Annotated in this window: 23 protein-coding genes and 2 tRNA genes; 18 read left to right on the top strand and 7 right to left on the bottom strand. The window is 37.9% G+C overall.

Annotation, left to right across the window (positions count from 1 at the left end):
- Positions 1–29: 29 nt before the first annotated feature.
- Entirely contained in the window at positions 30–1,229 is a 1,200-nt protein-coding gene (locus ABE099_RS02850; protein ID WP_430027183.1) for an MFS transporter, read from the bottom strand.
- Between the two features lie 198 nt (positions 1,230–1,427).
- Here ABE099_RS02850 and ABE099_RS02855 point away from each other — a divergent pair, with 198 nt between their 5' ends.
- A complete protein-coding gene (locus ABE099_RS02855; RefSeq protein ID WP_430027185.1) occupies positions 1,428–2,030 on the top strand; it encodes a TetR/AcrR family transcriptional regulator in 603 nt (200 codons plus the stop codon).
- A 63-nt stretch (positions 2,031–2,093) separates the two neighbouring features.
- On the opposite strand, the gene ABE099_RS02860 is transcribed toward ABE099_RS02855, so the two are convergent.
- Both ABE099_RS02860 and ABE099_RS02865 read right to left on the bottom strand, forming a co-directional pair.
- Positions 2,094–3,233: an MGDG synthase family glycosyltransferase gene (locus ABE099_RS02860; protein WP_430027187.1), complete on the bottom strand. Its 1,140-nt coding sequence runs from the start codon at positions 3,231–3,233 to the stop codon at positions 2,094–2,096.
- A 51-nt stretch (positions 3,234–3,284) separates the two neighbouring features.
- Positions 3,285–3,812 carry a phosphatase PAP2 family protein gene (locus ABE099_RS02865; protein WP_430027189.1) on the bottom strand — a complete coding sequence of 176 codons (528 nt, stop codon included), beginning with the start codon at positions 3,810–3,812 and terminating at the stop codon, positions 3,285–3,287.
- Positions 3,813–4,402: 590 nt separating this feature from the next.
- Here ABE099_RS02865 and ABE099_RS02870 point away from each other — a divergent pair.
- From ABE099_RS02870 to ABE099_RS02890, 5 genes are all read left to right on the top strand, one after another.
- Positions 4,403–5,641: a glycosyltransferase family 2 protein gene (locus tag ABE099_RS02870; RefSeq protein WP_430027191.1), complete on the top strand. Its 1,239-nt coding sequence runs from the start codon at positions 4,403–4,405 to the stop codon at positions 5,639–5,641.
- A 300-nt stretch (positions 5,642–5,941) separates the two neighbouring features.
- Positions 5,942–6,436 (top strand): translation initiation factor IF-3, encoded by a 495-nt coding sequence (gene infC, locus ABE099_RS02875; RefSeq protein WP_210088942.1) that lies wholly within the window; start codon positions 5,942–5,944, stop codon positions 6,434–6,436.
- Positions 6,437–6,480: 44 nt separating this feature from the next.
- Positions 6,481–6,681 carry a 50S ribosomal protein L35 gene (rpmI, locus tag ABE099_RS02880; RefSeq protein WP_430027194.1) on the top strand — a complete coding sequence of 67 codons (201 nt, stop codon included), beginning with the start codon at positions 6,481–6,483 and terminating at the stop codon, positions 6,679–6,681.
- A 43-nt stretch (positions 6,682–6,724) separates the two neighbouring features.
- Entirely contained in the window at positions 6,725–7,084 is a 360-nt protein-coding gene (gene rplT / locus ABE099_RS02885) for a 50S ribosomal protein L20 (protein WP_210088845.1), read from the top strand.
- A 165-nt stretch (positions 7,085–7,249) separates the two neighbouring features.
- On the top strand, positions 7,250–8,287 hold the full coding sequence (locus ABE099_RS02890; protein WP_430027196.1) for a serine hydrolase domain-containing protein: 1,038 nt from the start codon (positions 7,250–7,252) through the stop codon (positions 8,285–8,287).
- Between the two features lie 111 nt (positions 8,288–8,398).
- Here ABE099_RS02890 and ABE099_RS02895 read toward each other — a convergent pair whose 3' ends face one another.
- On the bottom strand, positions 8,399–8,854 hold the full coding sequence (locus ABE099_RS02895) for a GNAT family N-acetyltransferase (RefSeq protein WP_430027198.1): 456 nt from the start codon (positions 8,852–8,854) through the stop codon (positions 8,399–8,401).
- 622 nt (positions 8,855–9,476) lie between these two features.
- Here ABE099_RS02895 and ilvB point away from each other — a divergent pair.
- From ilvB to ABE099_RS02930, 7 genes are all read left to right on the top strand, one after another.
- Positions 9,477–11,222: a biosynthetic-type acetolactate synthase large subunit gene (gene ilvB / locus ABE099_RS02900; RefSeq protein WP_430027200.1), complete on the top strand. Its 1,746-nt coding sequence runs from the start codon at positions 9,477–9,479 to the stop codon at positions 11,220–11,222.
- Positions 11,219–11,704 (top strand): acetolactate synthase small subunit, encoded by a 486-nt coding sequence (gene ilvN, locus ABE099_RS02905; RefSeq protein ID WP_430027202.1) that lies wholly within the window; start codon positions 11,219–11,221, stop codon positions 11,702–11,704. The genes ilvB and ilvN overlap by 4 nt, the downstream gene beginning before the upstream one ends.
- Positions 11,705–12,171: 467 nt before the next feature.
- Positions 12,172–13,164 (top strand): ketol-acid reductoisomerase, encoded by a 993-nt coding sequence (gene ilvC, locus ABE099_RS02910; RefSeq protein WP_430027204.1) that lies wholly within the window; start codon positions 12,172–12,174, stop codon positions 13,162–13,164.
- A 588-nt stretch (positions 13,165–13,752) separates the two neighbouring features.
- Positions 13,753–14,832 carry a 3-isopropylmalate dehydrogenase gene (leuB, locus tag ABE099_RS02915; RefSeq protein WP_430027206.1) on the top strand — a complete coding sequence of 360 codons (1,080 nt, stop codon included), beginning with the start codon at positions 13,753–13,755 and terminating at the stop codon, positions 14,830–14,832.
- Between the two features lie 180 nt (positions 14,833–15,012).
- Positions 15,013–15,558 (top strand): peroxiredoxin, encoded by a 546-nt coding sequence (locus tag ABE099_RS02920; protein ID WP_210088851.1) that lies wholly within the window; start codon positions 15,013–15,015, stop codon positions 15,556–15,558.
- 165 nt (positions 15,559–15,723) lie between these two features.
- Entirely contained in the window at positions 15,724–16,143 is a 420-nt protein-coding gene (locus ABE099_RS02925) for a hypothetical protein (protein ID WP_430027208.1), read from the top strand.
- A gap of 594 nt (positions 16,144–16,737) precedes the next feature.
- Complete coding sequence (locus ABE099_RS02930) at positions 16,738–17,850, top strand: ATP-binding protein (RefSeq protein WP_430027210.1); 1,113 nt, start codon at positions 16,738–16,740, stop codon at positions 17,848–17,850.
- A 124-nt stretch (positions 17,851–17,974) separates the two neighbouring features.
- On the opposite strand, the gene ABE099_RS02935 is transcribed toward ABE099_RS02930, so the two are convergent.
- From ABE099_RS02935 to ABE099_RS02945, 3 genes are read right to left on the bottom strand one after another with little or no spacing between them, the layout of a single operon-like run.
- Positions 17,975–18,178 (bottom strand): FeoB-associated Cys-rich membrane protein, encoded by a 204-nt coding sequence (locus ABE099_RS02935; protein ID WP_430027212.1) that lies wholly within the window; start codon positions 18,176–18,178, stop codon positions 17,975–17,977.
- A gap of 33 nt (positions 18,179–18,211) precedes the next feature.
- Positions 18,212–20,269, bottom strand: coding sequence for a ferrous iron transport protein B (gene feoB / locus ABE099_RS02940; protein ID WP_430027214.1), 2,058 nt, complete (start codon positions 20,267–20,269; stop codon positions 18,212–18,214).
- A gap of 32 nt (positions 20,270–20,301) precedes the next feature.
- Positions 20,302–20,529: a FeoA family protein gene (locus tag ABE099_RS02945; protein ID WP_430027216.1), complete on the bottom strand. Its 228-nt coding sequence runs from the start codon at positions 20,527–20,529 to the stop codon at positions 20,302–20,304.
- A 179-nt stretch (positions 20,530–20,708) separates the two neighbouring features.
- Between ABE099_RS02945 and ABE099_RS02950 the strand changes: the two genes are divergently transcribed.
- The 5 genes from ABE099_RS02950 (at position 20,709) to ABE099_RS02970 (ending at position 24,749) form a co-directional block, all read left to right on the top strand.
- Positions 20,709–21,665, top strand: coding sequence for an aldolase catalytic domain-containing protein (locus ABE099_RS02950; protein ID WP_430027218.1), 957 nt, complete (start codon positions 20,709–20,711; stop codon positions 21,663–21,665).
- Between the two features lie 271 nt (positions 21,666–21,936).
- A tRNA-Pro gene (locus ABE099_RS02955) sits at positions 21,937–22,013 on the top strand.
- A 13-nt stretch (positions 22,014–22,026) separates the two neighbouring features.
- Positions 22,027–22,097, top strand: a tRNA-Gly gene (locus tag ABE099_RS02960).
- 176 nt (positions 22,098–22,273) lie between these two features.
- Positions 22,274–22,699 (top strand): hypothetical protein, encoded by a 426-nt coding sequence (locus tag ABE099_RS02965; protein WP_430027220.1) that lies wholly within the window; start codon positions 22,274–22,276, stop codon positions 22,697–22,699.
- A 232-nt stretch (positions 22,700–22,931) separates the two neighbouring features.
- Positions 22,932–24,749 carry an APC family permease gene (locus ABE099_RS02970; RefSeq protein WP_430027222.1) on the top strand — a complete coding sequence of 606 codons (1,818 nt, stop codon included), beginning with the start codon at positions 22,932–22,934 and terminating at the stop codon, positions 24,747–24,749.
- Positions 24,750–25,044 lie beyond the last annotated feature (295 nt).

Consider the following 25,044-nt stretch of genomic DNA (forward strand, 5'->3'; position numbering starts at 1 on the left):
CTTTGTTACCTTTACATAGGTAGAGTTTTTTATTTATTTTTATAACTATCCCATCCCCAAACTATAAACGCGAGTAGGCTTGCAGACACACCTAACACACATACCCCACTCCACCCCCACCAGACATAAGCCTGAGTAGCAAGTATAGAGCCAACAGCACTCCCAATCGAATAAAAAATCATATAGGCGGCGGTTAATCGACTTTGTGCCTCTGGACGAGCTTTGTAAATAAGCCCTTGATTTGTAACATGCACCGCTTGAACAGCTAAATCAAGTAAAACGATACCGATAATGAGATACCATACGGAATGATACAGTAGATGAATAAGCAGCCATGACAATACTAGTAAAATTAAGGATATACCAGTGGTTATACGAGCATACCCTAAATCAGCTAATTTTCCAGCAGAAGTAGCAGCAAGCGCTCCCGCTACACCTACAAGTCCCAAGGCACCAATTTCGGTATGTGACATCGATAATGGGGCACTACTTAATGGCAATACCATCGCTGTCCATAAGCTACTAAAAGCGATAAAAATGAACATGCCTAATAGCGAGCGAATTCGTAAAATGGGCAATTCTTTATATAAACGAAATAAAGATGTAATCATTTTAGTATAGCTAAGCTTTACTTTAGGTGTATCTTGTTTAGGTAAAAACACAAATATAGCTACACTTCCTAAAACTGTAAGACATGCCGAAAAAATGTACACAGACCTCCAACCTAAGTGATCATTCAGAGTACCCGCAACAGTGCGAGCAAGCAAAATGCCAATCACAATCCCACTCGTTACAAAGCCTACCGTATGCCCACGTTCTTTGTCCGAGCTAAGGGATGCGGCTGTGGCAACAATCGTTTGTGCAACGACTGCCAATAATCCAACCATTGCAATCCCAATAAACAGAAATAAGCTTGATGACGAAAAGGCAACGATAAGTAATGCAATAACAGATAATAACATCTGGACAGAAATCAGCTTGCGACGATGCAGCAAATCCCCTAAAGGAACAAGAAACAGCAATCCTAATGCATAAAATATTTGAGTGATCATAATTACAATACCAATGGAGGAATAAGAAATCCCTAAATCAGTAGAGATGGAATCTAATAAAGGCTGAGCAAAATAAATATTAGCTACAGAAAGTCCACTACAAAAAGCTAACAAAACCACAACAAAACGAGATAATTTTATCTGTGAGGCTGTACTTGAATAGCTGAGGGAGTTCACAAGCAAAACATCCTTTCTTTTTTGTACCGATCGATACAAAATGTTTTGATTATCATATCCCGATTTATAATTTTATGTCAATAATCTAAAATAACAATTTAATTTTCACCAATTCTATTCTGGTGATTTGACAGACGCCTATGGAGTAAATAAACTAATTATTATAAAATACTGTTTGATACAAAAAGGTGGTCAGAAATGGTCAGAAAACGGGAGTTTGATACGGATAAAGCACTTGAAGCGGCAATGGAGGTTTTTTGGGAAAAAGGATTTGAATCCGCCTCGTTAGTCGATCTTACAAATGCGATGGGCATTCAACGTCCAAGTCTCTATGCTGCTTTTGGGGATAAAAACGAGTTGTTTGAAGCTGCTCTACGTCGCTATAACACTTGGCATGCCGCTTATATAAGATCATTGCTTCAACATGCCTCTTCTGTAAAGACGGCTTTTAGAAAGCTCTTCGAACAAATTGGTACAGAAGATACAACGAACACATCAATTAGGCGAGGGTGCTTTTGTATAAATACAATGGTGGAGCTTGCACCTCACCACTCTAAATTTGCAGTACTTACACGTGAGCATCAAATGTATTTAGCAGCTATATTTAAAGAAACGATTGAGAGAGGACAAAGGACGGGGGAGCTTTCAGAAGTGTTACAAAGTGAAGAACTGGCACATTCGCTTGTTGTTTCCATGATTGGTTTGACCGTCCTAATGAAGTCAAGACCTGATCCTACTTTTATTAAACAAAGTATTGAGGCAGCATTATCGTTTTTAAATACAAAAACGTCATCCACTTAATAACATGGACGACGTTTTTTAAAATTCAAATCACTGTAATTAACGATATAAATTAGATAAGAGCTAAATAAATATGGTATTACTTTTACTTTCCAATAAATCAACAATGACTTTTGCACTTTGAGTCGGATGGAATCGTTCGATATCTGCAAGCATCTGCTCTCTGGTTGCACTCACCTCATCGTAATGATGAATAAGCTTTTCGACCCATGCCGTAATGTCATCCAGCGAATGAATGGGTGTGCCCCACCCCTGTGCTGAGAAATAGAGAAGGTTTTCTTCTTCTTGTCCCGGCAAGGGCTTATGAAATAACATCGGTATTGCCTTTGCTAACCCTTCTGAGCAAGTCATTCCACCAGGCTTCGTAATTAATAGGTCAGAGACCTCCATAAGCTTATCAATTTCCTTTGTAAATCCTAGTAGCTTTATGTTTTGATGCTGGAATCTAGGGTCACTACCTATTTTATCCATTAATTTAGTATTGCTACCAAAACAAAAAATTAGCTGAAGATGTTCTTTATACTTTACAAGTAGATTGTTTACAGCTTCATCCTTCGTTAATCCCCAGCCTCCGCCCATAATAAGTATGGTTGGTATGTCATTTAAACCAAAACGATCTCGAATATCCTGCTTACTGTGTCTTTCCCAAAAGTTAGGGTGGACGGGAATACCCGTAATTTCAATTTTAGATTCACCAACCCCACGTTCAAGCAAGATGGTCTTAACCTGGTCAGTGGATACAAGATATCGATTTACCTCATCACTGATCCATGTTCCATGTGCATCGTAATCGGTAATCACAGTGCATAAAGGAACCTCTAAGCCATGTCGCTTCATCCGAGAAATAACGGCGCTTGGAATAGGATGCGTGCATACTATGACATCGGGATGAAGTTGATCTATAACTAGCTTCGTATGTGTATAAAAAAGTTTATGAAGTGCCAATGTTGTTAGACGATTTAATGGTTTTTTATAATTACTACGATACATCATACTGACAAGACGAGGTTGAGAAGAGACCGTCTTTTTATAAGCTGTAAGAATAAGTGGTGCTACTCTTGGATTAAGAAAACTGCCTAACTCCAGTACCCTTGTTTGTACATTTGGCGATAGCTTACGTAAACTGCTTGACAGTGCATAAGCAGCTTGAGTATGCCCCGCCCCGAACCCTTCAGATAAAAGTAAGACTCTTTGTTTGTTCACTTTAGTTTCACCTTTTCCCGCAAGGTTTTCCTGAACTTAACAATATAACCTTTACGTCCAGAATGCAACCGTACCCACTGCAACGGATGTACCAATAATTAGTCCAGCAAGTACATCAGAAGGATAATGCAGACCTAAGTATATACGTGAAGTCCCAACCAATAGTGCCAACGGTGCTAATATTATAATTAAACTAGGCTGAGCAATCATAAACGGTATTGTCACCGAAAAAATAGCTGTCGTATGTCCAGACGGAAAGGAATGGTCCTTTAACGGATTTTTAAACGTATTTATTCCAGGCAAGCTCAAATAAGGACGTATTCTGGGATACAGCTTTTTAGCAATTGCAACTGGGATATGACTTAATGCCAAGGCTGTAAAAGCTTGCAACCCAACTTTGCTCCATGCTGGAGAAGCCAATCTCCAGATTAATAATGTGATGGCAATTGTAAATGTTGCACCACCTAAGCGCGTAAGATTAAACACCCAAAAATTCAAAAATTTGCGATGAAACTTCACATTAATAGCAATAAATAATTTACGATCGAGATTCACTAAACTCTGCAGCCAATGACGCATTGAATGCCTCCACTTCTATTTTCAACAACGAATAAGCTTCTTTAGTATAAGTATTTCATAATACCCTTACATTTATCATATTTTGATTTGTGGGTGTTTTCAACAATTATATATCAATAAATCACGAACATCTGATTCAAATGATATCAAATTAGTTTAAAGGAAACTGTGCGATTTGGTAAACTTTTTTGCTTTTTTTACGTTTGTATAGATGAGCGACATAGTTTTGTTAACGAGAATGAAATAAAAAGTGACTAAACTGATGAAAATAAGACCTATACTTATAAAAAAGCAGGAGGTGACCCCAAGTTACGCTCGGAAAACACTATGTTTGCGCTTTTTTTAAAGAATAAAGCCTAAAATCCCCTTTGACAAAGTAGTCAAAGTCGTGGAAAATCGTAATGCATTAATAATATTGCTGTGCTAAAAATAGAGAAATTTTACTTAGTCAGTAATTTTGTTTACAATATCTTAGTGTTGGCAGTTCATCGCTAATGTAAAATCAAATGTAAAACAAAAACAGGGTCATTATTAAAACCTCAGCTGTTAGAGAAAAAAATAAAATGGGGTTTAAAGGGGGGCAGTGAATTATGGTCGACACTATACTGATATCTCTGCAAATTATTTTAGCAGTGGTTGGTGTGTATCAATTCGGATTATCATTATTTGGCATGTATAAAAAGAAAAATAAAAAGCAATATGAACCAAATAAATCATTTGCTGTTCTAGTTGCAGCACACAATGAGCAAGAAGTTGTAGGTGCGCTGATGGAAAACCTTAAGCACCTAAATTACCCGAAGGAGCTGTACGATGTATTTGTTATTTGTGACAACTGTACCGACCGTACAGTAGAAATCGTGCGTAGTCATGGGATGAATGCTTGTGTGCGTACGAATCCTAACCTTCGTGGTAAAGGTTATGCGATTGAATGGATGCTTAAAGAGCTTTGGAAAATGCCAAGACAATATGATGCTGTTGTCATGTTTGATGCTGATAACTTGGCACATCCTGACTTCCTTCGTGAGATGAACAATGATCTTTGTGAAGGGGCTCGTGTTATTCAAGGCTACATCGATACAAAAAATCCAGAGGATTCTTGGGTAACTGCAGCCTACGGTATTTCCTATTGGTATTGCAACCGTTTGTGGCAGCTTTCTCGTCACAACTTGAAAATGGCTAACTTCCTTGGAGGCACAGGCATGTGCTTTGAAACAGAGCTTCTTAAGGAAATTGGTTGGGGGGCTACTAGCCTCGTAGAAGACCTTGAGTTCACGATGCGTTGTGTAGAAAAAGGAATTAACCCTGTTTTTAACTATGATGCAAAGTTATTTGATGAGAAGCCATTAACATTTAAGGCTTCTGCACGTCAACGTCTACGTTGGATGCAAGGACACTTTACCGTCGCACGTCGTTACTTTTTTAAATTGCTTTGGCAAAGTATTAAGGAACGTAGCTTTATTAAGCTAGACATGGCTTTGTATGGGGTTAACGTGTATATCGTGTTGATTACATTTTTACTGAGTGCGTTTATTTGGGTGGATCAATCCATTTTGGAAGGCCCTCACTTTAGTACGCTGTATGGTTACTTCCCATTGTGGATTTCCTTTATTGCAATTGCTGCGAACGTATTTACTTTCTTAGCGGCGATGATACTTGAAAAAGTTACTTATAAGAAAGTATATGCTTACCTTGTTTTATTTCCGATTTACCTTATTTCATGGTGGCCAATTACGTTTTATGCATTTTTCACACAAAACAACAAGCAATGGAGCCACACCAAACATACACGTGTTGTACGTTTAGAAGAGGTTCAAAGCAAACAAGGCTAAACATTTGAAGCTTAGAAACTAGACATAAATTTAATTTAAGAATAGTTTGACAAATATGTTTTATATGTGATATATTGTTTTGGTGATGTTTTAACGAAAGTAATGGATTGTAAGTAGAGGCGTTGACTTCTCACCTGTTCAGCTATTGCTGACTGGTTTGATCCAATGATTTATGAATGTAAGTTCATGATGAATTGATCAATTTGGGATGCAGCCAGAGGTTCTGCATCCCTTTTTAATTTGCTTCTATAGTGTTGTTTTAAATCTTTTTGGAGGTGGATAATTATCAGTAAGGAACATTTGATCAATGATGAAATACGAGCTAAAGAAGTTCGTTTAGTAGGCGCTGAGGGTGAACAAATAGGAATCAAACCTATACGTGAAGCACTACAAATGGCGATTGATCTTAATCTGGATTTAGTTAATGTTGCGCCAACGGCAAAACCGCCAGTATGTCGTATCATGGACTACGGTAAATTCCGTTATGAAAACCAGAAGAAAGAAAAAGAAGCTCGTAAAAATCAAAAGATAGTGGACATCAAGGAAGTATGGTTCCGTGCAAATATTGAGGAGCATGATTTCCAGACGAAACTTCGTAACGTGATCAAATTTTTGAAAGATGGCGACAAAGTAAAATGTTCTGTCCGTTTCCGCGGACGTGAAATTACACACGCCGACATCGGGAAAAAAATTCTGGACCGCGTAAAAGATGAAGTTGCAGATCTTTGTACAGTGGAACGAATTCCTAAGTTGGAAGGTCGCAGTATGATTATGATTCTTGCACCTAAAAACTAAGTCAAGTTTCAAGTATTGCTCATAAACATTGAGGAGGAAGTACAATGCCTAAAATGAAAACTCACAGCAGCCTAAAAGGCCGCTTCAAAATTACTGGAACAGGTAAAGTAAGACGTTACAAAGCAAACCGTAACCACTTACTTTCCCACAGAACTAAACGTGCTAAACGTGTATTAGCAAATAGTCCTGTTATGTATTCTGGTGATGTAAATCGTTTGAAACAACAATTAGCTAACTTGAAGTAATTAATCACACATTATTTTTTGAATTATTAGGAGGTTTATTGATATGGCAAGAGTAAAAGGCGGATTCGTTGTTCGTCGTCGTCATAAAAAAGTATTAAAGCTTGCTAAAGGTTATTTTGGTTCTAAACACCGTATTTTTAAAACTGCAAATGAGCAAGTAATGAAATCTATGCTTTATGCATACCGTGACCGTCGTCAGAAAAAACGTGATTTCCGCAAATTGTGGATCGTACGTATTAACGCTGCGGCTCGTATGAACGGTTTGTCTTACAGCAAATTGGTACATGGCTTGAGATTGGCTGAGATCAACATCAACCGCAAAATCCTTGCTGACCTAGCTGTAAATGATATTCAAGCATTCAATTCTTTGGCTAACGTTGCTAAAGAAAAATTGAACGCATAGGTTTAATGACCATAAAGAGATTACTATTGACACTAGTCATGGTAATCTCTTTTTTAATTGTTTTTTACATATTTTAAAGGTGTTTTTTTATGTTATATTAGGAAGAGTCCGAAAAGTGTAAGTCAACACGACCTAAGACTATGAATTTTTGGGGGAGGGTTTACTTTGACAATAGAAACGTGGATAGATGCAGATTTTTATGGATGTATATTGATAAGAAAATCAGAGCATATCATTTTCCAGAAAGCATTTGGTTATGCAGATATGCCTAACAAGGTGCCTAATACATTAGAAACAAAGTTTCCTACGGCATCTGCAGGGAAGGTTTTTGTAGCTACAGCTATTTTGCAATTAATAGAACAACAGAAATTGAGCTTTGAAGATACGATTGGACAGCTTCTATCGCATATTGATTGGAAGCTCATTGATACAGGGATTACAGTTAGACAACTACTTAATCATACCTCAGGTATACCGGACTATTTTGATGAAAGTGTGATGGAGGAATATGCTGAATTGTGGAGGGATTATCCGAACTATAAAATAAGAACTTCAGCCGATTTGCTTCCACTGTTTATAAATAAAGAAATGATGTATCCACGAGGCGAGAAGTTTCAATATAACAACACGGGTTATGTTGTGTTAGGTTTAATCATAGAACAAGTGTCAGAAAAGCCATTTGATGAATACTTACAATATAACGTATTTCAACCCTCAGGTATGATTGATACAGGATATTTTGAGCTAGATCGCCTTCCTGCTCGAACTGCTAATGCATACATTTATGATGAGGCGCATGACGAGTATTATACGAACATTTATAGTATTGATGTAAAGGGAACGGGTGCAGGAGGAGTGTTTACAACCGTTTTAGATATTGATAAGTTTTGGAGGAAGCTACTTGCAGGTGATCTAATTTCTTTAGATATGCTACAACAGATGTTGTCATTGCAAGGTGAGGATGAACATAGCAATTATGGTTATGGCGTATGGCTTACTAAGCGTGATTTCAGTAATACGAAGGTAGAAGATGCAACATTTATCCCTCATTTTGAGGGGTGCGATCCAGGAGTAAGCTTTAAATCAAGTTATGATATTGCTAACGATATTACCATTACGATCGTAAGTAATGCAGGAAATGATGTATGGGATATGCACAGAAAGATTAAAGACGAGTTAGTGAAAAATGGTACTTTAGAATAGAACACATTTAAATAACTATTATAACAGTGCTGCAAAAGTTAGCTAAGAATTAGCTAGCTTTTTTGCATTAATTAGATTCCATTTTATCTAGGATCAACAATATAAACAATTTTAAAAACGATAATCTAAATTTTTTTTCATCTCAAAGCATTGTATGTGGGATAAGTTTTTTGTCCGACTATAGCCGAAATTAACATAAAAACGCTCTGCTCTCGTATTTCCTTGCTCCACCGTTAATTTAGATGATGTGCACCCTCTTGAAGCAGCGAAATGTTCAGCGTGTGCGATAAGTGCCTTTCCGATTTGTCGTCTGCGATATTGGGCTGATACAGCGATCATATCGATGTATAACAGTTTGCCATGAATCATAAAATGAATAAATGCAATAGGATCACTTTCATATTGAAGAGAGCTGACTAGCGTAGTACCACGGGACATTCGTTTAGGGAGATCTGATATAACCTGATTTAATTCTTGCGCAGACAGATGAGAGTAAGGCACAAGCTCTTGTTTAATTAATTGATAAATGATGGGATCATCCTGTTTGGGTCTTCGATAACGAATCATATGACTCAGAGTCCTTCCTAGCCTAAATTCATTTTTTTAAAAGCATTTTGTTGCATTATGCATAAAATAATAATTATTTATTATTCTATGAAAGTATGGGCGATGGAGTGACAATCAAACAGTGGTAAATTAAATTGTTTCGATTAGGTATTGACTCTCGATGTAAACTAATCATATAATGTTCCTAAACATTTTACGTTATAGTTCATCGGCGATGATGAGGACGAAGTTTTAAGGGCTCTTTGCTCAGAGAGTGATGGAATAGCTGAGACCAATCACCATAATCCCTTAATTACGAGCTCACCTCGGAGCTGTTTTCCTGAAAAGCTTTAACACGTTTAAGAAGTTTAGTGTTAGCTTATTAGGGGAAATCGTTAGGTCTACGTTATAAGACCACGAGTATAATAAGCATGTCTTATTTGTTTATTTGACTCGTTAAGGCTTAGTATTGTGAGATACTAGGTAAATATGGGTGGTACCACGGAAGATAATAACCTTTCGTCCCTCAGTAGCAGAAGTCTGCTCTGATCGGGATGGAAGGTTTTTTTGTTTATCGCCAATTAACAGCGTTAAGGATAGTGTGGTTAAAATAAACCACCTAATTTTGGAGGGAGGATAACTGATGAGTACACAAATTCCAGTAGAAAAGTCTAAAGAACAGTTGCGTGAGAAATGGATGAAGCCAGAAGTCATTTCTGGTTCGGAAATTTTACTTCGAAGTTTGCTTTTGGAAGGTGCTGAATGCGTCTTTGGTTATCCTGGCGGTGCAGTATTATACATTTATGATGCTATGCATGGATTTAGTGACTTTAACCATTTATTAACGAGACATGAGCAAGGTGCAATTCATGCTGCTGACGGATATGCAAGAGCAAGTGGTAAAGTTGGCGTGTGTATAGTAACCTCAGGACCAGGGGCAACCAATACGGTGACGGGAATTGCAACTGCATTTATGGATTCAGTACCGTTGGTTATTATTACAGGGAATGTTGCTTCAAGCTTAATTGGGACAGATGCATTCCAAGAAGCGGATATTACAGGAATTACGATGCCAATTACAAAGCATAGTTATCTTGTACGTGATGTAGCGGATTTACCACGTATCATTCACGAAGCTTTTCATATTGCAAATACCGGCCGTAAAGGTCCAGTACTAATTGATATTCCGAAGGATGTATCCAATCAAACAACGTTGTTTAACCCAGTACAATCCGTTAGCTTAAGAGGTTATAACCCGACTGTTGTTCCTAATCGGTTACAGTTGGATAAGTTGGTAGCGGCAATTAAGGAAGCGAAGCAACCCGTAGTAATTGCAGGTGGCGGTGTAATATACTCTGGTGCACATGAGGAGTTATATGAATTTATTACAAAAGCACAAATTCCAGTAACTACGACCTTGCTTGGTTTAGGAGCTTTCCCAACAGGTAATGATTTATGGATGGGCATGCCTGGGATGCATGGTACGTACACAGCCAACCAAGCAATCCAACGTGCAGATTTGTTAATCAGCATTGGCGCTCGGTTTGATGACCGAGTGACTGGAAAGCTAGACGGATTTGCACCACATGCCAAAATCGTTCATATTGATATTGATCCTGCGGAGATTGGTAAAAACGTAAAAACAGATATCCCAATCGTAGGTGATGTAAAAACTGTCCTACAGCAGCTAAACCCAATGATTTCAAGTGCAGAATTGGCAGATGCTTGGCGCAAGGAAATTGTACAAATGAAGCAAGATAAGCCTCTGAAGTACAAGGACTCAGATACTGTGCTTAAGCCGCAATGGGTAATTGAGCTATTGAATGACACTACAAATGGGGATGCCATTGTATCCACCGATGTAGGTCAACATCAAATGTGGGCAGCTCAATATTATAAGTTTAACCACCCTCGTTCATGGATCACTTCTGGTGGTCTTGGTACAATGGGCTTTGGTTTCCCTTCTGCGATTGGTGCTCAAATGGCACATCCTGATCGCCTAGTTATTTCGATAAATGGTGACGGCGGTATGCAGATGTGTGCACAGGAGTTAGCGATCTGCGCCATTAACAACATTCCTGTTAAAGTGGTTGTTATTAACAACCAAGTGTTAGGGATGGTAAAACAGTGGCAAGAGCTTATTTACGACAAAAGATATAGCCACGTTGACCTTGCAGGAAGTCCTGATTTCGTGAAGCTGGCTGAAGCATACGGCGTAAAAGGCTTAAGAGCCTCTAACAAAGAGGACGCTAAAAAAGTTTGGCAGGAAGCCTTGGACACACCAGGTCCTGTGCTGGTAGAATTCGTAGTCAGCAAGGAAGAAAATGTATATCCAATGGTTACCCAAGGTTCTACCATTGATCAAATGTTGATGGGGGACGATGAATGATGAAAAGTCATGCGATTGCAGTATTGGTAAATGATCAGCCAGGTGTTTTACAGCGGGTATCTGGTATGTTTGGTCGTCGTGGGTACAACATTGAGAGTATTACCGTAGGGCAGTCTGAAGAAAAGGGCTTATCTCGGATGGTCATTGTCACCTCTGGTGATGATCATACCGTAGAGCAAATTGAGAAGCAGCTATATAAGCTTATCGATGTGATCAAGGTTGTACATTTGAGTTCTCGCCCTATGGTTGGTCGTGAATTGGCACTTATCAAAGTGAAAGCTGAGCCAACAGAAAGACCAGAAATTATGGGACTTGTTGAGACATTCCGCGCTTCTGTCGTTGATATTGGAACAAGCTCAATGATGGTACAGGTTGTTGGTGACACAACCAAAATTGATGCTATGATAGAATTATTAACTCCTTATGGAATTCGAGAATTAAGTCGTACTGGGGTTACAGCAATGATTCGTGGGAATGCTTAGTCAGAATAACTAAGTCCCAAAATTAGTATGTAAGTTTCGTAATGTGATATGCTGAGCGCATAAGCTTTTAAATAAATACCTGATAAGCGGGGATTTGAGAAGAAGAAATTTAATATAGAAATGAATTAATTTTTATGCAAAACAAATGAATAAAAATTCAGGTTCAATTTTGAAATTAGTGCTTGACCGCTAACTTAACTAGCGAAGAGACAGAGAGATTCTGAAGGTTGTCTCTTAAAATCAAATTCCATCCATAAATAGACTTAAATAATAAAGGAATATGATTTTAACAACAATCGCAAGAACTCTCTGGATCGTAGCTACTAGCCTGCAGTTGCCATCAAGCACTAATTATTAAATAGAGTCGCAATTCAATTTTTAAAATTCTTCATTTGAAATACCCGCTTATCAGGCGGACAAATTCATAAGGGAACAATTGTTACCCAAACTCTAGGAGGCTAATAAAAATGGCAGTTACATTGTACTATGAACAAGATGCAGAACTAAATGTATTACAAGGGAAAACAATCGCAATTATTGGTTATGGTAGTCAAGGACATGCTCATGCACAAAACTTGCGTGAAAGTGGACTAAACGTTGTTATTGGTCTTCGTGAAGGTAAATCCTTTGATAAAGCTAAAGAAGATGGCTTTGAAGTATTATCTGTGGCTGAAGCAACTTCTCGTGCAGATGTTGTCCAAATCTTAATGCCGGATGAAACTCAAGCTGCTGTATATCATAGCGAAATTGCACCAAACCTTAAAAAAGGTGCGGCATTATTGTTTGCGCATGGTTTTAACGTACACTTTGGACAAATTGTACCTTCCAAAGATAACGATGTATTGCTTGTAGCTCCTAAATCTCCAGGTCACATGGTACGTCGTACTTATGTAGAAGGTTTTGGTGTTCCTGGGCTAATCGCTGTTCATCAAGATGCGACTGGAAATGCGAAACAAATTGGACTAGCTTATGCAAAAGGAATTGGTTGTACTCGTGCTGGAGTTATTGAAACGACCTTCCGCGAAGAAACAGAAACAGACTTATTCGGTGAGCAAGCGGTATTATGTGGTGGCGTAACTGCTTTGATCAAAGCTGGTTTCGAAACACTAACAGAAGCAGGTTATGCTCCTGAGATGGCTTACTTCGAATGCTTGCACGAATTGAAATTAATCGTTGACCTTGTATATGAAGGTGGACTTGCAACAATGCGTGACTCCATTTCTAACACAGCAGAATATGGTGACTATGTAACTGGACCACGTATCGTTACTGACGAAACGAAGAAGGCAATGAAAGAAGTATTATCTGATATCCAACAAGGTAAATTTGCACGTGACTTCATTCTTGAAAATCAATCTAACCGTGCATTCTTAACTGCAACTCGTCGTAATGAATCCGAACATCCAATTGAAGTTGTAGGTCGCGAGCTTCGTGGCTTGATGCACTGGATCAAAAACTAAAAGCTGAAAATTTGGGTTTGATTGATTAAGGCGTAGAGAGAAGTGCTACGAAACAGAGGGTTGTTGCGATCGCTGTTAAAGTCCGATTTTATTTCTCAACAATCCCTCTGTCCCTTCGTCCCTCTCTACGTTAATCAAGCACTAATTTTAGAGAAGACAGAATCTAAAGAACCCAGAAGAATGCGCTGTGCTGAATTTGCACAGTCGCATTCTTTTTTTGTATTTTGGGAATTTTGATGGTGTTGGGTACTGCCAACATTGAGTAAGCTACCAAACTACGGGGGAATGAGTATCGGGTGGAAAGTTTACGGACCACCTTTGAAGCTGTATTTATACAACTTAATAAATTCAAATTAAATATAGCTTCAAGAGTGGTTGGAACCCGATGCTCATTCTGAATATAGCTTCAAGAGTGGTTGGAGCCCGATACCCATTTCATTAGTCATAGGTTTAACCTATTAACCTAATAGATTCTATATCTTTGTATATTACGGTTACTTATGATAAAACAATAAGATAAGCTACTTTAACGGATATAAATAAATGCATAAAAATTCAAGTTTATTTTATAAAAGGAGTTGTTCACTTATGTCAGATGTGAAAAAAATAGCGGTTATTCCAGGCGATGGTATCGGTCCTGAGGTTGTAGCTGAAGCTGAAAAGGTATTGCAACGTGTAGAGGAATTGTTTGGTTATCGTTTTGAAACTGAACATGCTTTGTTTGGTGGGATTGCGATTGATGAGAAGGGGACTCCGTTACCTGAGGAAACACTTAACGTGTGTAAAAATGCCGATGCTGTATTGCTTGGTGCAGTGGGTGGACCTAAATGGGACAGCAATCCAAAAGAGTTACGTCCTGAAACTGGCTTGTTAGGTATTAGAAAAGCATTAGGTTTATTTTCAAATTTGCGCCCAGCGGTTGTATTTGATTGTCTAAAGGACGCTTCGACTTTAAAGCCAGAAGTATTAGAAGGCACTGATTTAATCGTTGTACGTGAATTAACAGGTGGTATTTACTTTGGCGAAAAGTTCCGTAGAGAAACTGAGTTTGGTCAAGAGGCAGTGGACACTTGTGCTTATAACGAAATGGAAGTAGAACGAATCGTACGTCAGGCATTCCAAATTGCTCAGAAGCGTAGCAAACGACTAGCCTCTGTAGATAAAGCAAATGTATTAGAATCCTCACGTTTGTGGAGAGAGGTAGTCATTCGTGTATCTGCGGATTATCCAGATGTAGAGCTTGAGCATGTATTAGTAGATAACTGTGCAATGCAGCTTTTACGTCGTCCTGCTAGCTTTGATGTTATCGTAACTGAAAATATGTTTGGTGATATTTTAAGTGACGAAGCGGCAATGCTTACAGGTTCTATAGGAATGTTGTCCTCAGCTTCATTAGGAGAAGGAAGCTTTGGCTTATACGAGCCGGTACATGGTTCTGCTCCAGATATTGCAGGGCAAAATTTAGCTAACCCAGTAGCAACAATTTTGTCTGTAGCACTTATGCTACGCATGACGTTTGGTTATAGCGATGCAGCAGATGCGATTGAAGCAGCAGTGAAAAATGTATTGGATGCAGGACATAGAACAGGAGATATTGCTACAGATAAAGCAAGTGCGATTGGCACAACCCAAATGGGTAATCTAATTGTGGCTGCAATTCAAAAATAATTCAAAAAATGTTCATAAATAATTGCTTATTTATAATAATTATAAAAAAAGATTGATTATAATCTTGACTTTAAATATGGTGAATGATAACATTTTGTGTGTAGCAATTGATGTTACAAAATACATTCTAAATACAAGAAACAGTACATGTTTCTTACATATTTTAAAGGAGGATTTACAATGGCAGAACGTTTAGTAGGAAAACTTGCTCCAGATTTTGATATGGCAAGCGTATCAGGTGATGGTAAAGAATTTGGACGGGTTAAATTGTCTGATTATCGTGGTAAATGGTTAGTATTTTTCTTTTATCCACTTGATTTTACCTTTGTATGTCCAACTGAAATTACCGCATTGAGCGAAGCTTATGAAGAATTCAAATCACTTGACACTGAAGTACTTGGTGTAAGTGTAGACTCAGAGCATAGCCATAAAGCTTGGATTAACACACCTAAGGATAGCAATGGTCTTGGACAACTTAACTTCCCTCTTGCATCTGACATTACTAAGAGCGTTGCTCGTGATTATGGTGTACTTATTGAAGAAGAAGGTGTTGCACTTCGTGGATTGTTCATTATCGATCCTGAAGGCGAACTAAAATATCAAGTTGTTAACCATAATGATGTAGGTCGTAGCGTAGAAGAAACACTTCGTGTTCTTCAAGCATTACAATCTGGTGGCTTGTGCGCAATGAACTGGAAGCCTGGAGACAAAACGTTAAACGGCTAAGCTCAAGCTTCTTGTTGTAAGAATATACCCCTTACTATACTGCTTATTGCGTATAGTAAGGGGTTTTTTCCTCCTAATCCCATAACGTGCAGGAATTAACATGTTGAATATAGAATAAGTGATTATAAATATGGATAATTTGGTAAGAAGGAAGGGTGACAGGAAATGAGCTTTTGTTGTGGAGCGAGCATGATAGGGACAAAAGGAACAATGAAGCATTATCATACTAAAGTTCATAATGTCCCATTACTATTTTGTCCTGTATGTCAACGCGTTGAAGTTCACTATAAAGTAGAGCATGAATATGAGATTTTAGCTGAATATAGTCATGATGACGGGATAACAGACATTGATTTTGAAGATTTTGTATTAGAGCATGAAATTTTAGTATTTGATAATTGTGTAAATGTAGAAGGGGAAGACCCGCTAGAAATTGTACAAACACAAATAGATATGAGTCTTGATTTAATGACAATGGCGAAAGCCCTTAAGGATCTAAAATGGGAGTACCAGCTTAAAAGACGTTTAGCCGTAATGAGTCTAAAAAAAGACAAGCTGATGCAGAAAAAAACAAGGGATAATTGATTGTGTCCCTTGTTTATCAAACACTCACATCTTATGTTTATACCCCTAATTGACACCTCTGAATGACTACTCCACTTTTTTCCTTAATTAACTTTTTATATTAAACTTTAATTTGTAATTATGACTTGAAAATTGTTTATTTTTAGTTAGAAATCATAGTCTTTTTTACTATTTTTAGATGAAATTTTTGCTTTAGTGAGGATATCGCTTTTTTCGACAGTATCTCTGATTGACGTGATTTGGGCTCCACTACTATGATTAGAGTATAGCTAATTTTTAACATATTTTAGCTTGCTTTAAAATAATATTTTGCAGGTGAAGAGGCATATTTTTGTCTATGTTCTTACATAAATTTGTATCCGCTTCAGTAAAACCTGCAAAATGACAGCATTTGCTTAGACAAGCAAGACGGCAAGTCAGGCTTGAAAAATAAGAAGAAAGGAGGAAGGCTGGAGAGTTGTAGCATATGAATATCCCGAAACGGCGAGCATGACGGTGGTATGTTAACCTATGGCTTGGGTCTGAGCTTCTCGGGTAGTGATCGTATGTTGTCGGTAGGCAAAGTACATCATTTTGAGAACAGGGGGAACCAACTTGTTGAGTGAATTTCAGGAAACACTGCTTCAATCGGTAAAAGCATTCCAATCTACACAGCTTGTTAAAAATAAATATGAGAATGTATTGCAACATTTAGACAGTGGAATCATGTTATTTGATTGTGAGGGTGTTCTTACCTTCGTTAACGTAGAAATGGCCAAGTTAATTGAAATGCCGCAACAGTCTTTAATTGGGTGTAATCTGCTACAAATAGTAAGACATCCACATTTAAGTCGTTTCAAGAAAAAGCAAGTACTAGAGATCTATAGAGAAACTATTTTAAGATGCAAAAATCAATATGAATGCACCGATGAATATGGTAGGAATTGGTTGATTTCAGTTGTTTATGACGATCAAATGGATGGAGATGTTCTTCTAAGTATTAAGGATGTATCCGATTATAAACAAATTGAACAAACCGCCTATCACAATGATAAGCTTGCCATGTTAGGTAAAATTTCTGCTGCAATTGCTCATGAAATAAGAAATCCTCTAACCTCTATACGTGGTTTTATTCAATTGTTACGTCCGCATTTGATTCAATTAGGGCGTGATGAGTATGCACGTATTATTTTAAATGAAATCGATCGAGCTAACGATATTATCCATGAATTTCTTAACTCGTCAAAACCGTCTGTAATTCAGAGAAGCATCGTTCATGTGCCTTCTTTATTAAGTGAAGTTACACTACTGACAGAAAGTGAAGCTTTAATGAAGGGGTGTACAATAGAACTCATTTTACCTGAGCATAGTCAAAATATGAATGTATCTATTGATGCAAAGCAAATTAAGCAAGTGTTGCTCAATATGATAAAAAATGCAATGGAAGCCATTGATGAAGTAATCTCAGCAGATCATGAAGGTCATATCGTGATTAGTGTCGCTACAGAAGGTAAATATGCCAAAATCATTATAAAGGATAATGGAAAGGGAATAGAAAAAAGCATATTAGGTCAAATGTTTGATCCTTTTTTCACGACAAAGGAGCATGGGACAGGCCTAGGCTTATCACTTAGTCATCGTATTATCCGTAATCATCTTGGAGATATAACAGCAACTAGTATATTAGGTTTAGGAACTACATTTGAAATAACGTTGCCATTGGTGTGAATGCTGACATAAAATCATAAAACACATGAAGGGGCGATGTTAAATGAGAACGCTAACGGTTATATGTTTATACAAATTAAGAGCTTCAACGTCATAATTGATGTTGAGGCTCTTAATTCATTAGTCATTTATGATTAGGGACATGTCGGGGAGTTTTATCAGGAAATGTAGATGTACTTTGATGACAAGAGGATGGTGATGAGCTACAAGAACTACCTAAGCTACAGCCTGCACACCCACTTTGACCGGCCTTCTTTCGTTTAATATACCGGTAGAAAGTGAAGCCCATAATTGTAGCTATAATAAAAATAATTATAAAGTCAGCCACCGTTTATCCCTCCATTAAAATAACTAAAATTAGTTAACCTATTCCTATGCCAAGCATACGTCCAATTTGATAAACTATCATAGAGATGAGCCAAGCGATTCCACATTGGTAAGCTACTGTAAACAACGTCCATTTCCAAGAATTTAGTTCTTTTTTAGCTGTTGCAATTGCAGCAACACATGGGGCATATAGTAACACAAAAACCATGACAGAAAATGCAGCTAATGGAGTGAAATAGGATTGTAGTGCAGCACTTAATGCAGTCGTTAATTGTTCTGTTCCTACATTTACATATAAGATTCCTAATGTACTTACAACCGCCTCTTTGGCGATGAGTCCAGTTAATAAGGCTGCTCCAATCTGCCAATGCACCTCTCCAGTGCCCTTGATAGAGCCAAAACCGTTCCAGGAAAAGATAGGCGCAATAAAACCGCCAATAACGCCAAACATACTATTAGCAGAGTCATCAACTTGCTGAAATGAGAAATTAAACGTTTGTAGCACCCAAATGACCACAGTCATCGATAAAAGTACAGTTCCTACTTTAATCACATAACCTTTTGCCTTTTCCCAGGTGTGTCTGGAGATTGCATTTAGTGTAGGGATACGATAAGGAGGTAACTCCATTACAAATGGTGCGGCATCGCCCTTTAAAACCGTTTTATTAAGAATTATACAAGACAACATTGCAACAAGAATACCAAGGAAATAAATACTAAACACAATTAAACCTTGATGTGCTGCAAAAAAGGCACCCGCAAACACCGCATATACTGGAATTCTAGCACTACATGACATGAAGGGCATTAAAGTGATCGCTAGTCTTCGGCTACGCTCATCTTCTAACGTCCTCGTTGCCATAATTGCTGGAACAGCACAGCCATATCCCATTAGAAGTGGGACAAATGCTTTACCTGAGAGCCCAAATTGCCGGAATAGTCGATCCATAACAAAGGCAACTCTAGACATGTAACCAATATCTTCAAGTAAGGATAAGCATAAAAATAAGATTACAATTTGTGGTAAGAAGGATAATACGTTTCCGACGCCTGTAATAATACCTCCAACCACAAGACCTTGGATTAAATCAGAGGCACCAATGCTCTGTAGGAGGTTCGTAACTAGCTCTGGTAGCTGTTCTGTGACCAGTGCTTCAAATGGATCTTTAATATAAGCTCCAATGGAACCAACAGCAGTTTCAAAAATAAAGAACATAATAAGGAAAAAGATCGGTAAGCCTAGTATTCGATTCGTAACAATTTTATCTATTTTATCTGAAAAGGTAAGTGTTCCAGGGGGATGTCCTTTAATAACAAAGCTTTGAACGATGTTAGTAATATAGGAGTAGCGTGAATCAGCAATAATGACATCTATATCTTGATTGGCTTCAGTTTTTGCCCTTTGGATAAGCATATCAATTTGTTTTGTAAGTGTAGAGCTGAGCGTGAGATGATCTGTAATTTTGTCATCTTCCTCTAAGAGCTTAATCGTGTAATATAATGTATGGGAATATCCGTTTTGGGAAAGTAAGGTACTGATTTCCTCAATACTTTTTGCTAAGGCAGGATGATGGAAATCGTTTTTCATTATATTTGAAGCTTTAGGTTTGAGGGCGATGGCCTTTTGAATTAATGTTTGTACGCCATGCTTTTTAATTGCAGCAATTGGAACAACAGGGACACCTAACTCCTTTTCTAGGTTAGCAATGTCGATTTGATCACCACGTTTTTCGATTTCATCCATCATATTCAAGGCAATAATCATGGGAATATCAAGTTCAAGTAGTTGAGTCGTTAAATACAGGTTTCGTTCAATGTTAGTTGCATCTACAATGTTGATAATGGCATCTGGCTGTTCAGCTGTAAGGAAATCGCGCGAAATGACTTCTTCTGGTGAGTAGGGGGATAATGAATAAATACCTGGGAGATCAATAATGTAAAGATCCTCTTTGGTTTGCTTACACTTTCCTTCTCTACGTTCAACTGTAACCCCTGGCCAATTCCCTACATGGGCATTATTTCCTGTCAATGTATTAAATAATGTAGTTTTACCACTGTTAGGATTGCCAGCAAGCGCAAATCGATAGCTCATGAATGTTTTCGTTCCCTTCTAAAAATATAGTTCTATTTTGCAATCATGATTTGATCTGCCTCAGCCTTACGGATGCTTAGCTCATAACCTCTAATGTGAATTTCTATCGGATCGCCAAGAGGTGCAACTTTACGCATAATGACTTGTGTACCTGGTGTAATGCCCATATCCATCAATCTTCTGCGAATAGATCCTTTTGCACCAATGCTTGTAATCAGGGCGGTTTCGTTTGGTTTAAGCTCTTTAAGTGTCTGTGTCATGCTCAAATCACCTCCGTATATGTTTAGAGATTGATAATCACTCTCAATTAGATTTAAAAATAATATATCATGGCAATATATTGGCTACTGTGACAATTATCACGAGCTTTTACTTTACATTATGAATGGGGTTCAAGTAAGATGGTAAATAACATAAACACTTGGAGAGGATATGGACGATGAAATTAAATCAGAGTAAAATTGTAGACTGTACGATTCGTGATGGTGGATTGGTGAACAATTGGAACTTCAGCATTGAATTTGTGCAAAAGCTGTATGCAGGCTTAAATGCGGCTGGCGTTGATTATATGGAAATTGGTTATAAAAATAGTCCTAAGCTATTAAAGGGAGCAGATTCTGCAGGCCCTTGGCGCTTTTTAGATGATGATTTTTTACGTAAAGTGATTCCTGAAAAAGGACATACAAAATTATCCGCACTTGTCGATATTGGACGCGTAGATGCTAACGATATTTTACCACGAAGTGAAAGCATGATCGACCTGATTCGTGTTGCTTGCTACATTAAAGAAGTAGATAAAGGCTTGCAGCTTGTGCAGCTATTTCATGATCTTGGTTATGAGACAACGATTAATATTATGGCGTTATCGAATGTGATGGAGCATGAGCTTCTTGAAGCGTTTGAAATGATCAAGGATAGTGTCGTAGATGTTGTTTATATTGTGGATTCTTATGGTAGCTTGGATTACAAGGATATGGAGCATTTGATTAATAAGTTCAAAAAGTATCTACCTAATAAGCGCCTTGGCGTGCATACACATAACAACATGCAGCTTGCGTTCTCTAACACGCTCGTTGCGGCTGCAAATGGTGTTGAATTGTTAGATGCTTCAGTATTCGGCATGGGACGTGCAGCAGGAAATTGCCCTACAGAGCTGTTAGTCACTCATTTGAAAAATACAAATTATGAATTACGTCCGGTCTTACAAGTATTAGAGGAATTGCTTGTTCCATTACGTGAAAAGGAAGAATGGGGCTACAACATTCCTTACATGATCACGGGAACGTTAGATGAGCATCCTCGTTCTGCAATGGCGCTTCGTGCTTCTGATAATAAGGATAAGGTTGTTGACTTTTATGATAAGTTAACGACACCAGAAGTTAGCTTTGAGAAGTAAAGGTTGAAAAACATGAGGTAAGTAATAAAAAGTAAGAATTAAGAAATAAGCATTAAGAAGTGAAAATTATCTTGATTAATGTTTACAAATCCTCTAAATCGGATTTTGATGTAAAGGTAGTGCATCAAGCCGTTTTAGAGGATTTTTGTGTTATGTTTCACGTATTTTAAATCATTGGTAAAAAAATTAGGAGAAAAGTATTGCATAAATGTGTTGAACGTGATATATTATTTCTTGTCTTCAAATGGTGAAAGTTAATCGCCTTTGACTTCGGGATGTAGCTCAGCTTGGTAGAGCACCTGGTTTGGGACCAGGGGGTCGCATGTTCAAATCGTGTCATCCCGACCATATATAAGATTATGCGGGTGTAGTTCAATGGTAGAACTTCAGCCTTCCAAGCTGATAGCGTGGGTTCGATTCCCATCACCCGCTTCATAATGAATGCTTAAAGACCCTTAATAATAAGGGTTTTTTTGTTTTCTGGAAATAAAATAAATTATTTTATTTTGGAAAAAATGCCAATTTTTTAAACCCGAGTAACCTATCCAAGCACACTATCAATCTTTGAATATACTATCCTATCTCAATCAATAGGAGGTATAATCAAAATGCCAATATTTCTTGATGCTAGAACTTCACAAAATGCTAGCTACGCTAACTCTATTGCCTTTCCTATCACTGTAATTAATACGCCCCAATTATTTGGTCAAATTGGACTTTCCACAACTGGGGTAGGTGCAAATCCTAGAGTCCTGTTAAAAGGAACGATTTCAGTTACATTACCTTTGGCACTTGTTGGAATAACGATAACAGTTGTCAGAGGCACATTAGCAACAGATCCACTTATTTATTCAGCAACATCTACATTTAGCTTAAGTGTTCTTGCACCACAAATCATCACATTTTCTGCAGAGGATTACAATCCACCTATCACTTCCTCAACACTGGCTTATACAGCATTTGTTAGCTCTAACCTACTTGGTACGGTGCGGGTAGGTCCAGAAAACTTTGATGGTTTGCTTGCCTCTGATTAAGTAAAATTATATTGAACTTTGAATTAGAACACCTCCTTCGCCTTTACTGGCAGGGGGGGGTTCTTTTTGTTGATGTTCTTTTATTTTTAAACATGAAATTAATCCAAATTGGGAACAGTAATCTTATACTTTTAGTGGTATTTGAAACGTGAAGAAAAAGATTGAAAATTTATGAAAGTTGCGTCATAATACGTTTCTGGAGTTATTATTTTGGTAGGAGATGAAGAAGGGCATGTTCGATAAAATAAAGAGATTTTTAATAGGCAGGCCGATGAAATCAACGGAGATTGAGGGGGAAAAACTAGGTAAATTAAAGGCACTGGCTATTTTGTCATCTGATGCCTTATCTTCTGTTGCATATGGTACTGAACAGATCCTGATTGCGTTGATGGCTGTTGGTGTATCGGCTTTATGGTACTCTATTCCAATCTCAATTGCTGTACTTGGATTACTAACGATTTTAATCATCTCTTATCGGCAGACAATTTTTGCTTATCCTGGTGGTGGCGGAGCATATATTGTTGCTAAGGACAACATTGGAACCTCATCCAGTTTGATTGCTGGTGGCGCATTACTTGTAGATTATATTTTAACGGTAGCGGTAAGCTCCTCTGCAGGTACTGATGCGATTACATCCGCATTTCCAGCGTTACATGACCACCGAGTGGCTATAGCACTAATTATGATTATATTTTTAACGATTATGAACTTAAGAGGGGTAACAGAATCTGCATCTGTATTGGCAATACCGATTTATCTGTTTGTCGTGTCAATCTTTTTTATGATCGGATATGGCATGATTAAATACTTTACAGGTGGCGCTGTAATGGCATCCCATGAAATTCATGCGACTGTTTCAAATGTTAGCTTGTTCTTATTGCTTAAAGCATTTAGTTCAGGCTGTTCGGCGTTAACTGGAGTTGAGGCCGTCTCAAACGCGATTCCTCACTTCCGTAAACCAGAGGAGAAAAATGCGGCGGCAACACTCATGATGATGGGGATTATTTTAGGGTTGATGTTCATTGGAATAAGCTTACTTGCTTATTGGTTTGGTGCGGTCCCAAATCCGAAGGAGACAGTTATTTCCCAAATCGCGGCAGGTACCTTTGGTAGAGGTGGAATGTATTATTTTATACAAGGAATTACAGCAATCATCTTGTTCCTAGCCGCTAATACGGCTTACTCCGCATTTCCTTTATTGTCCTTTATGTTAGCGAAGGATAAGTACATGCCACACATGTTTATGGTGCGTGGTGACAGATTAGGTTTTTCTAACGGGATTTTATTTTTAAGTACCTTTTCGGCTATTCTTGTCATTGCGTTTGAGGGACATACAGAAAGCCTAATTCCGTTATATGCGGTGGGGGTATTTATTCCATTCACACTATCTCAATTTGGGATGATGCTTCGTTGGATTAGACTTAAGCCTGAGGGTTGGGTAGTTAAACTAATCGTAAATACGATTGGTATGCTCACCACATTATCGATAACGCTAATTTTTATCACTACAAAATTTGAGCGTGTATGGATCGTATTTATATTTTTGCCAATGATGGTATATGTGTTCCATCGCATTCGTACGCATTATGATAATACAGCAGACCAATTGCGTATTGATCTTGAAATAGATAAACCCATTGCAAAAGGAAATACAATTGTTATTCCAATTTCAGGCATCACGCAAGTAGTTCGAAATACGGTTAGCTACGCTAAAACTTTATCTGATACTGTCGTTGCCGTATACATCGGGTTTGATGATGAAGGGATTCAGAAAATGGAGCAAAAATGGGAGCAATGGAATCCTGGTATTCGTCTTATCGTGCTTAAATCAAGATATAGAAGTATTATGAGACCACTTATGAAGTTTATTGAAACCGTAGAATGGAAAAAAGCAGAAGAAGATCATATCACAATTTTGATCCCGCAGTTTATTACCAAGCATTGGTGGGAAAACCTGTTGCACAACCAGACAAGTATAATGATGCGAGCGTATTTGCTACGTCATAAGGATGTTATTGTGACTACCGTACCTTTCCGCTTGAAGAAATAATGATCACTTTATAGGGCTCTATTAATAAATCAGTGTTTGACAGGTATATAGGGTGGTAGCTACGATCCAGAGCGTTCTTGCGATTGTGTTAAAATCATATTCCTTTTAATTGAAGTAAACGTATTGGTGAAATTTGATTTTAAAAGACAATCTTCAGAATCGCTCTGTCTCTTCGCTAGTTTGGGTAAGCGGTCAAGCACTGATTTCAAGATTGAGCCTTTTAATGGAGGAAGGCTACGGTACAGAGGGTGACTTCAACCGCTGTTAAAGTCTGATTTTCTTGAATTAAATGTAT

Source organism: Paenibacillus turicensis, assembly GCF_050461185.1.
GTDB lineage: Bacteria > Bacillota > Bacilli > Paenibacillales > Paenibacillaceae > Fontibacillus > Fontibacillus turicensis_A.